The 9,545-nt window shown below is 66.7% G+C and carries 7 protein-coding genes and 1 pseudogene; 6 read left to right on the top strand and 2 right to left on the bottom strand.

What is annotated here, in order from left to right; translation table 11 throughout:
* Nucleotides 1–220: 220 nt before the first annotated feature.
* The 4 genes and pseudogenes from AC27KI_RS14720 to AC27KI_RS14705 all read left to right on the top strand — a co-directional run bounded on the left by AC27KI_RS14720 (nucleotide 221) and on the right by AC27KI_RS14705 (nucleotide 4,898).
* Nucleotides 221–886, top strand: a complete 666-nt coding sequence (locus AC27KI_RS14720) for a GntR family transcriptional regulator (protein WP_487114479.1) — start codon at nucleotides 221–223, stop codon at nucleotides 884–886.
* Nucleotides 887–893: 7 nt separating this feature from the next.
* Entirely contained in the window at nucleotides 894–1,877 is a 984-nt protein-coding gene (gene puuE / locus AC27KI_RS14715) for an allantoinase PuuE (protein ID WP_487114477.1), read from the top strand.
* 5 nt (nucleotides 1,878–1,882) lie between these two features.
* A pseudogene (uraD, locus tag AC27KI_RS14710) lies at nucleotides 1,883–3,657 on the top strand (2-oxo-4-hydroxy-4-carboxy-5-ureidoimidazoline decarboxylase).
* Nucleotides 3,654–4,898: a M20 family metallopeptidase gene (locus tag AC27KI_RS14705; protein ID WP_487114475.1), complete on the top strand. Its 1,245-nt coding sequence runs from the start codon at nucleotides 3,654–3,656 to the stop codon at nucleotides 4,896–4,898. Before uraD ends, AC27KI_RS14705 begins: the two are co-directional and overlap by 4 nt.
* A gap of 22 nt (nucleotides 4,899–4,920) precedes the next feature.
* On the opposite strand, the gene AC27KI_RS14700 is transcribed toward AC27KI_RS14705, so the two are convergent.
* Complete coding sequence (locus AC27KI_RS14700) at nucleotides 4,921–5,316, bottom strand: hypothetical protein (RefSeq protein ID WP_487114474.1); 396 nt, start codon at nucleotides 5,314–5,316, stop codon at nucleotides 4,921–4,923.
* A 4-nt stretch (nucleotides 5,317–5,320) separates the two neighbouring features.
* Nucleotides 5,321–6,208 carry a DUF6402 family protein gene (locus tag AC27KI_RS14695; RefSeq protein WP_487114472.1) on the bottom strand — a complete coding sequence of 296 codons (888 nt, stop codon included), beginning with the start codon at nucleotides 6,206–6,208 and terminating at the stop codon, nucleotides 5,321–5,323.
* A 266-nt stretch (nucleotides 6,209–6,474) separates the two neighbouring features.
* Here AC27KI_RS14695 and AC27KI_RS14690 point away from each other — a divergent pair, with 266 nt between their 5' ends.
* Both AC27KI_RS14690 and AC27KI_RS14685 read left to right on the top strand, forming a co-directional pair.
* Nucleotides 6,475–7,758, top strand: a complete 1,284-nt coding sequence (locus tag AC27KI_RS14690) for a C4-dicarboxylate transporter DctA (protein WP_284426197.1) — start codon at nucleotides 6,475–6,477, stop codon at nucleotides 7,756–7,758.
* An 86-nt stretch (nucleotides 7,759–7,844) separates the two neighbouring features.
* A partial coding sequence (locus AC27KI_RS14685) for a methyl-accepting chemotaxis protein (protein ID WP_487114470.1) occupies nucleotides 7,845–9,545 on the top strand: 1,701 nt, incomplete at its 3' end.

Here is a 9,545-nt window from a genome sequence, read left to right as displayed (position 1 = left end):
GCCAGGCCATGGGCCGGCAACGCGGCGTGCACGGCCACGTCGTACAGATGGCGGAGGAACGCGGCCGGCTGGCTGCCGGCGGCGACACGGGCAAGGCCGGCAGGCCGGCGGCGGCAGGGTTGTTGGGGGTGGTCATCCCCGGATTCTGGCCGAACGGGTCGGCGCCACATCGTCCACCAAAACTGTATACACATTGCTGGGCCACGGCTATCATGCGCCGATGGAAACCTCCACCACCAGTGCCATCGTCGGCGACCTGACGCGGGCCATCGTCGAGCACCGGCTGCTGCCGGGCGCCAAGCTGGTGGAGCAGAAACTGGCCGACCATTTCGGCGTCTCGCGCACGCTGGTGCGGCAGGCGCTGTTCCAGCTGTCGCAAAAGCGGCTGGTGCGCCTGGCGCCCGCGCGCGGCGCCTTCGTGGCCGCGCCCTCCGCCGACGAGGCGCGGCAGGTGTTCGCCGTGCGCCGCATGCTGGAGGCCGAGATGACCCGCGCCTTCGTGCGAGAGGTCACCCCCGCCCGCATCCGCGCCCTGCGCGAGCACGTGGCCCGCGAGAAGGCCGCCGTGGACGGCGCCGACGTGCAGGACCGCACCGAACTGCTGGGCGACTTCCATGTGCGCATGGCCGAGCTGATGGGCAACCAGGTGCTGGCACAGATGCTGCAGGAGCTGATCTCGCGCTGTGCGCTGATCACGCTCATGTACCAGAGCGCCGACGAGGCCGCGCACTCGCACGACGAGCATGCCGAGATCGTCAGGGCCCTGGCCGCGCGCGACGAGGAGCGCGCCGTGCGCCTGATGGACGCGCACCTGCTGCATGTGCAGGACAGCCTGATGTTCGACCGCAAGCTGCCCCCCAACGACATCTCCATGGCTCTTTCGTGAGGACCCGATGACCGCCGCCCCGATCTACGACGCCACCCTGCCCTACCCCCGCGACCTCGTGGGCTACGGGCGCAATCCGCCGCACGCGCGCTGGCCGGGCAACGCCCGCATCGCCGTGCAGTTCGTGCTGAACTACGAGGAAGGCGGCGAGAACGCCGTGCTGCACGGCGATGCCGGCAGCGAGCAGTTCCTGTCGGAAATGTTCAACCCGGCCAGCTACCCCGACCGGCACATCAGCATGGAGGGGATCTACGAATACGGCTCGCGCGCCGGCGTGTGGCGCCTGCTGCGCGAGTTCGAAAAGCGCGGCCTGCCGCTCACCGTGTTCGGCGTGGCGACGGCCTTGCAGCGCCACCCCGACGTCACCGCCGCCTTCATGGAACTGGGCCACGAGATCGCCTGCCACGGTCTCAAGTGGATCCACTACCAGAACGTGCCCGAGGCCGTGGAGCGCGCCCACATGGCCGAGGCCCTGTCCATCTTCGAGGCGCTCACGGGCCAGCGGCACGGCGCGCCCGGCACGGTGCACGGCGCAGGCTGGTACACCGGCCGCGACAGCCCCAACACCCGCCGCCTGGTGGCCGACCACGGCGGCTTTGCCTACGACAGCGACTACTACGGCGACGACCTGCCCTTCTGGATGAAGGTCGCCCGGACCGACGGCAGCACGGCCCGGCAGCTCATCGTGCCCTACACGCTCGACTGCAACGACATGCGCTTCGCGCTGCCCCAGGGCTACTCGCACGCCGACCCGTTCTTCCAGTACATGAAGGACACGTTCGATGCGCTGTATGCCGAGGGCGACCCCGCTGGCGACGACCGCCCCAGGATGATGAGCATCGGCATGCACTGCCGGCTGCTCGGGCGCCCGGGCCGCATCACCGCGCTGCAGCGCTTCCTGGACCACGTGCAGCGGCACGACCACGTGTGGGTGTGCCGCCGCATCGACATCGCACGCCACTGGGCCGAGGCCCATCCCTGCCCGGAGTGAACGCCATGCCCCTCACCCTCGAACAACTGAATGCCGCCCCCCCCGAAGAGGCCGCCCGCCTGCTGGACGGCCTGTACGAGCATTCGCCGTGGATCGCCACGCAGGCGCTCGCCGCGCGGCCCTTCCGCTCGCTCGCGCAGTTCAAGCACGCATGGTGCGCGTGCTGGCCCAGGCGCCGCGCGAGGCGCAGCTGGCCCTGGTGCGCGCCCATCCGGAACTGGCGGGCAAGGCCATGGTGGCGAACGCGCTCACGGCCGAGTCGGCCCGCGAGCAGGGCACGGCCAGCCTCACGCAGTGCACGCCCGAAGAGTTCGCGCGCATCCAGCAGCTCAACGCCGAGTACAACGCACGCTTCGGCTTCCCGTTCATCCTCGCGGTGCGCGGCCCGCGCGGCACGGGGCTGCCCCGGCAGGACATCATCAACACCTTCGCGCGCCGGCTTTCCAACCCACCGGACTTCGAACTGGCCGAGGCGCTGCGCAACATCCACCGCATCGCCGAGATCCGCCTGAACGACCTGTTCGGCGTGGCACCCGCACTGGGCAACGGCGTCTGGGACTGGCAGGAAACCCTGGCACAGCACAGCGACCCGGGCTTTGCCGAGAAGGGCCAGCTCACCGTCACCTACCTGACCGATGCGCACCGCGCCTGCGCGCAGCGCATCAGCCACTGGATGCGCGACTGCGGCTTCGACGAAGTGGCCGTGGACGCGGTGGGCAACGTGGTGGGCCGCTACCACGGCGCCACGCCCGATGCGCCCCTGCTCATGACCGGCAGCCACTACGACACCGTGCGCAACGGCGGCAAGTACGACGGCCGGCTGGGCATCTTCGTGCCCATGGCCTGCGTGCGCGAGCTGCACCGCCAGGGCCGGCGCCTGCCCTTCGGCATCGAGGTGGTGGGCTTTTCGGAGGAGGAAGGCCAGCGCTACAAGGCAACGTTCCTCGGCTCGGGCGCGCTCATCGGCGACTTCGACCCGGCGTGGCTCGACCAGAAGGACGCCGACGGCGTGACCCTGCGCGAGGCCATGCAGCATGCCGGCCTGTGCATCGACGACATTCCGAAGCTGCAGCGCGACCCGGGCCGCTACCTCGGCTTCGTCGAGGTGCACATTGAGCAGGGCCCGGTGCTCAACGAACTGGACCTGCCCCTCGGCGTGGTCACTTCCATCAACGGCAGCGTGCGCTTCGTGGGCGAGATGCACGGCATGGCCAGCCACGCCGGCACCACGCCCATGGACCGGCGCCGCGATGCGGCCGTGGCCGTGGCTGAACTCATCCTCGCGGTGGAGGCGCGTGCCGCGCGCGACGGCGACTCGGTGGGCACCGTGGGCCTGCTGAACGTGCCCGGCGGCTCCATCAACGTGGTGCCAGGGCGCTGCCAGTTCAGCCTGGACCTGCGCGCCCCCACCGATCCCCAGCGCGATGCGCTGGTGGCCGATGTACTGGCTGCGCTGCAGTCCATCGCCGCGCGGCGCGGCATGCACTACACGCTGGAAGAAACCATGCGCGCCGCCGCCGCGCCCAGCGCACCCGCGTGGCAGCAGCGCTGGGAACGCGCGGTGGACGCACTGGGCGTGCCGGTGCACCGCATGCCCAGCGGTGCCGGGCACGACGCCATGAAGCTGCACGAAATCATGCCGCAGGCCATGCTGTTCGTGCGCGGCCTGAACAGCGGCATCAGCCACAACCCCCTGGAAAGCACGACCAGCGACGACATGCAGCTCGCCGTCGACGCCTTCTCCCACCTTCTGAACCAACTGGCCACCGAAACCCCATGAGCAGCACCTACCAATCACTGGACGCCTGGATCGACCAACATTTCGACGAAGAAGTGCGCTTTCTGCAGGCGCTGGTGCGCGTGCCCACCGACACGCCGCCCGGCAACAACGCACCGCACGCCGAGCGCACGGCAGAGCTGCTGCAGGCTTTCGGCTACGAGGCCGAGCGCCACCCCGTGCCCGATTCCGAGGTCAAGGCCTACGGCATGGAATCCATCACCAACCTCATCGTGCGCCGGCCGTATGGCGAGGGCGCCACCGCCGCGGGCGGCCGCACCGTGGCGCTCAATGCCCACGGCGACGTGGTGCCGCCCGGCGAAGGCTGGACACACGACCCCTACGGCGGCGAGATCGTGGACGGCAAGATCTACGGCCGCGCCACCGCGGTGAGCAAGAGCGATTTCGCCAGCTTCACCTTCGCCCTTCGCGCCCTGGAGGCCGTGGCGAAACCGACCAAGGGCGCGGTGGAACTGCACTTCACCTACGACGAAGAGTTCGGCGGCGAACTGGGCCCAGGCTGGCTGCTGCGCCAGGGCCTGACGCGGCCCGATCTACTGCTGGCCGCCGGCTTCAGCTACGAGGTCGTCACGGCGCACAACGGCTGCCTGCAGATGGAGGTGACCGTGCACGGCAAGATGGCCCATGCCGCCATTCCCCACACCGGCGTGGACGCGCTGCAGGGCGCGGTCGCGATCCTGAACGCCCTCTATGCGCAGAACGCCCGCTACCAGCAGATCACCTCGAAGGTGGATGGCATCGAGCACCCCTACCTGAACGTGGGCCGCATCGAAGGCGGCACCAACACCAACGTGGTCCCGGGCAAGGTCGTGTTCAAGCTCGACCGCCGCATGATCCCCGAGGAAAACCCCGCCGAGGTCGAGGCCGCCATCCGTCAGGTGATCGCCGAGGCCGCCGCGGGCTGCGCCGGCATCACGGTGGACATCAAGCGCCTGCTGCTGGCCAATGCCATGCAGCCGCTGCCGGGCAACGCCCCGCTGGTGGCCGCGTTGCAAAAGCACGGCGAGACACTCTTCGGCCAGCCGATCCCGGCCATGGGCACGCCGCTGTACACGGATGTGCGCCTGTACGGCGAGGCCGGCATTCCCGGCGTGATCTACGGCGCCGGCCCGCGCACCGTGCTGGAGTCGCACGCCAAGCGCGCCGACGAGCGCCTGGACCTGGAAGACCTGCGGCGCGCCACCAAGGTGGTGGCGCGGACGCTGCACGACCTGCTGGGCTGAAGAGAGGACGGCGGCTCGCCGGTCAGGGCATGACGGCGGACGCCGGCAGCCTGGGGCAATCCGTACATTCCGGCGGTACGTTCTCGAAAACGATGTCGCGCCCGACCTGCACTGCATTGACGGGCGGATTCAGCCACCAGTAAAGCTCCCCGTTCATCCAGAGATCCGCCACATTGCTTTCACCAAGAAGGGTTTCAGGCTGGATGCGGTATAGCCGGGCAAATGCAGGCATCTTGAAATCATGGTGGATGAGACTTTGCAGGTACGACGCCTCGTAATACTCGACTCGGTAGACCTTTCGAGGACTGATCGCGGTATGAAACAGGCGGGGTTGCGAACCCTGCCAGAGCCCGCTTACGAGCCCTAAAAAAATCGACAGCCAAAAGACTTTTTTCAGGTGGTTGCGGACGATTTGCATACGCTCACCAAGAGAATTTCTGCGGAAAAGGCAGTTTGATTCGATGCACGTTTGAAAGCACCATGAAATCACCGCCCCGGTGATTCTTCTCTCTCCAACGGCGAAAGTCTTGGTTTTGCACGATGTACTTGTAGCGCTGCACGGATGAAGGGGCCTCGTCTACTGTCACTTCTTCAATCGGCACATTCAATCTGGTGCGAATGCCGCATTCCATGCCGTTGAATCCCCAGCAACCCAAAGGCTGAGAAATGAAAGATCGGCTGTCATTGAAATCGTACGCATCCCGCAGGTAAAAACCCAATTCGTCGATTTCCACAGTGACCCGCCCCCGCCCTGAAGAAGAGACCATTCCAGACACAGCCACCTTGAGTTGTGCTTCTCCCATCGCCCCATAAAAGTCGTCCATCGGATCGCTCCATTGGCCAAAGACAAGAAAGTTCACCTGGCAAGTATTTTCAAGAACTTTGGCGGGCAGGGCTAAATTCCCGAGACGCCAGCACTGTTGGACAAAAAGCTGGTCCCCGACCCGGCGCTTCAACATTGCCAATCCAGCTGGACTTGCCCAATTGGCTTGCAGCCTTGCCATCGCATCTCTAACACGAGCAAAGCCAAGAGCCCATTGCATGCTCACGAGATCTTCCGCAAGTTGCGAAGAAGGTATTTGACTCAATCGCTGGCCCTCCGCGCTGGCTTTCACCTCTGGGGTGATTTGATACGCCGCCCCGTTGAACCACCGCTCCATCAAGTTCGACGCCACCGGCCACCCCAGCCGGGACCGCATCACATTCGGAATGTCACGCAGCTGAAAAAGCCGTGTGGCGTACTTGGGCGCGAGCTTGCGCACCAGTTCAGCGCGCAGTGCGGCTTGCGGCACTGTCACGATGTCATCCATGGCTTCACTCCCTTTGTTATTCATGCGTTCCACTGGCAGGCGCGAATGATAGGCAGGAGATCAGTGAACACAGTCGCCCGAATGGTGATTAATAGTTACCAATTGAAAGCCTGCGGTTCCACGGAATCGGTCTTTGAACCGACACCGGCGCTCTTCCGTGGAGCCCGCGCCACACGCGGGATAACCCCCAACCCGCCGGGCCGGCGAATGTCTACATTTCTTGTATGCAAGATTGGTGAACCAATGTGACGACTCTCGGAGATCCCATGCAACGCTTTTTCCGTTCCCTGTTCGGCCGGGTGGTCCTGGCCCTGATCGCCGGCGTCATCGTCGGTCTGCTTTGGCCCCAGTGGGCGGTGCAGCTCAAGCCCCTGGGCGACGGCTTCATCAAGCTCATCAAGATGCTGATCCCGCTCATCGTGTTCTGCGTGGTGGTGCATGGCATCGCGGGCACGGGGGATCTGAAGCGGGTGGGCCGCGTGGGGATCAAGTCGCTGATCTATTTCGAGGTGGTCACCAGCATCGCGCTGGTCCTGGGGCTGGTGCTGGCCTTCGTGTTCGAGCCGGGTGTCGGCATGAACGTGGACCCGCGGGCGCTGGACGCCTCGGCCATGGGCGCCTATGCCGACAACGCCAACAAGCTGGCGGGGGGCGGCTTCAGCGACTTTTTGCTCAAGCTGATTCCCAACACGGCGATCAGCGCGTTCTCCACGGGCGACGTGCTGCAGGTGCTGCTGTTTTCCATCGTGTTCGGCTGTGCGCTGTCGCTGGTGGGCGAGCGCGGCGCCCGGGTGGTCTCGCTCATCGATGATTTTTCCGCCGTGCTGTTCAAGGCGATGGGCCTCATCATCCAGCTCGCGCCCCTGGGCGTGCTGGGGGCCATCGCCTTCACGGTGGGCAAGTACGGCATCGGCTCGCTCAAGCAGCTGGGCCTGCTGGTCGCGCTGTTCTATGCGGCGGTGTTCATCTTCGTGGCCGTGGTGCTGGGGCTGATCATGCGGTTTTCGGGCTTCAGCCTGTTCAAGCTGCTGCGCTACCTGCGCGAGGAGCTGGCCGTGGTGTTCGCCACCACGTCGTCCGACAGCGTGCTGCCGCAGGTCATGGCCAAGCTTAAGCACATGGGCATCCGCGACTCGACCGTGGGCCTGGTGATTCCCACGGGCTATTCGTTCAACCTGGACGCGTTCTCGATCTACATCACCCTGGCGGCGGTGTTCATCGCGCAGGCCACGAACACGCCGATTTCCATGGCGGACCTGCTGACGATCCTGGCGATCTCGCTGGTGACCTCCAAGGGCGCGCACGGGGTGCCGGGCTCGGCCATCGTGGTGCTGGCGGCCACGCTGCATGCGATTCCGGCCATTCCCGCGATCGGCCTGGTGCTGGTGCTGTCGGTGGACTGGTTCATGGGCATCGCCCGCGCGGTGGGCAACCTGATCGGCAACTGCGTGGCCACGGTGGCCATCGCCTCGTGGGAAGGCGACATCGACCGGAACCGAGCACATGCCGTGCTGGATGGCAAGGCGCTGGATGCGCCCACGGACGTGTAGTGCGGCTTCCACACACATTCCAGGATGCTGTAAGCACCGGTAACGCAATTACGGTGTAATGCAGGACTTCTTTTTCCGAGGCCGCCATGATCCAGTCTCTGCGCTCCAAGATCCTCGTCATCAGCACCGCCACCGTCGTCTGTGCCCTGGCGGTGACCGGTGCCGCCACCTACTCCATCACCCGCACCAACACGTTCGAGACCATCGAACAGGACCTGAACGCCATCACGGCGGGCAACACGATGGCCATCGACCAGTGGGTGTCCGCCAAGGCGGCCGCCGTGAACGCCACCGCGGCGGTCGTGGAACAGGGCGATCCGCAGGGCTACGTGGCCCTGATGGGCAAGGCCAACGGCTTTCCCATCACCACCGTGGGCTGGGAAGACAAGACCTTCAAGTCCACCACGCAGACCCCCGCGGGCTATGACCCGACGGCGCGCCCCTGGTACAAGGCGGCGGTGCAGGCCGGCAAGCTGGCGGTCACCAAGCCCTATGGCGACTCCACTACCGGCGTGCCCTATGTGGCCTTCGTCGCGCCGCTGCTGCGCAACGGCGCGCTGCAGGGCGTGGTCAACGGCGCCGTGCCGCTGGAGGGCGTGCGCGAAGTGGTCGCCGCCATCCGCCCCACGCCGAGCAGCCTGGGCTTCGTGGTGAACAGCGACGGCCAGATCCTGGCCCACGCGGACGCCAAGCTCAGCCTCAAGCCGGTGACCGAACTCTCGCCCCTGCTCACCCCCGCCGCCATGGCCTCGCTCGCAAGCGCGACGCGGCCGATGGAGGTGGAGCTCAACGGCAGCGCCAAGCTGCTCAAGGCCCGCCCGGTGCAGGGCACCGACTGGTCGCTGATCGTGGCCCTGGACAAGGCCGAGGCCACCACCGGCCTGCGCAGCGTGCTGCAGACGCTGGCCGTGGCCATCGTGCTGCTGGCCGTGCTGGCGGCTGCGGTGGGCGCGATGCTCACCGCCAAGTCGTTCCGCCGCCTGTCGGAGGTGCGCGACGCCATGGACGAGATCGGCTCCGGCGGCGGCGACCTGACGCACCGCCTGCCCGTCTCCGGCAGCGACGAGGTGGCGCAGATCGCCTCGTCGTTCAATGCCTTCGTGGACAAGATCGGCACCGTGCTGCAGGACGTGCGCCATGGCGTCGAATCGATGAAGACGGCCACCGACGAAATCAAGGCCGGCAACCACGACCTGTCCAACCGCACCGAGACCTCGGCCAGCAATCTGCAGGAAACCTCGGCCTCGCTGTCGCAGCTCACCGTCACCGTCAAGCAGTCCGCCGAAGCAGCGGCGCAGGCCACGCGCCTGGCCACCTCGGCCAGCGCATCGGCCAGCAAGGGCGGTGAAGTGGTGGCCAGCGCGGTCAGCACCATGGACGATATCTCCAAGGCCTCGTCCAAGATCGGCGAGATCATCGGCGTGATCGACTCCATCGCCTTCCAGACCAACATCCTGGCCCTGAACGCGGCCGTGGAAGCCGCCCGTGCCGGCGAGAACGGCCGGGGCTTCGCCGTGGTGGCGAGCGAGGTGCGCAGCCTGGCGCACCGCAGCGCCACGGCGGCCAAGGAGATCAAGACGCTCATCGACGCCTCGGGCGTGAGCGTGACGACCGGCACCCAGCGCGTGCGCGCGGCGGGCGAGACCATGGGCGAGATCGTGGACAGCATCCAGCGCGTCACGCAGATCATCGGCGAGATCAACAGCTCGATGACCGAGCAGAGCGCCGGCATCGGCCAGATCAACCAGGCCGTCGCCGAGATGGACCGCGCCACGCAGCAGAACGCC

The sequence above is a fragment of the Acidovorax sp. KPB24-03 genome, from assembly GCF_057546605.1.
This window is presented reverse-complemented; position numbering and strand designations above follow the sequence as displayed.

What these genes read in the sequence shown, in the direction of transcription:
- AC27KI_RS14720 (WP_487114479.1), top strand. Translation starts at nt 221, where the DNA reads ATGGAAACCTCCACCACCAGTGCCATCGTCGGCGACCTGACGCGGGCC.
- puuE (WP_487114477.1), top strand. Translation starts at nt 894, where the DNA reads ATGACCGCCGCCCCGATCTACGACGCCACCCTGCCCTACCCCCGCGAC.
- AC27KI_RS14705 (WP_487114475.1), top strand. Translation starts at nt 3,654, where the DNA reads ATGAGCAGCACCTACCAATCACTGGACGCCTGGATCGACCAACATTTC.
- AC27KI_RS14700 (WP_487114474.1), bottom strand. Translation starts at nt 5,316, where the DNA reads ATGCAAATCGTCCGCAACCACCTGAAAAAAGTCTTTTGGCTGTCGATT.
- AC27KI_RS14695 (WP_487114472.1), bottom strand. Translation starts at nt 6,208, where the DNA reads ATGGATGACATCGTGACAGTGCCGCAAGCCGCACTGCGCGCTGAACTG.
- AC27KI_RS14690 (WP_284426197.1), top strand. Translation starts at nt 6,475, where the DNA reads ATGCAACGCTTTTTCCGTTCCCTGTTCGGCCGGGTGGTCCTGGCCCTG.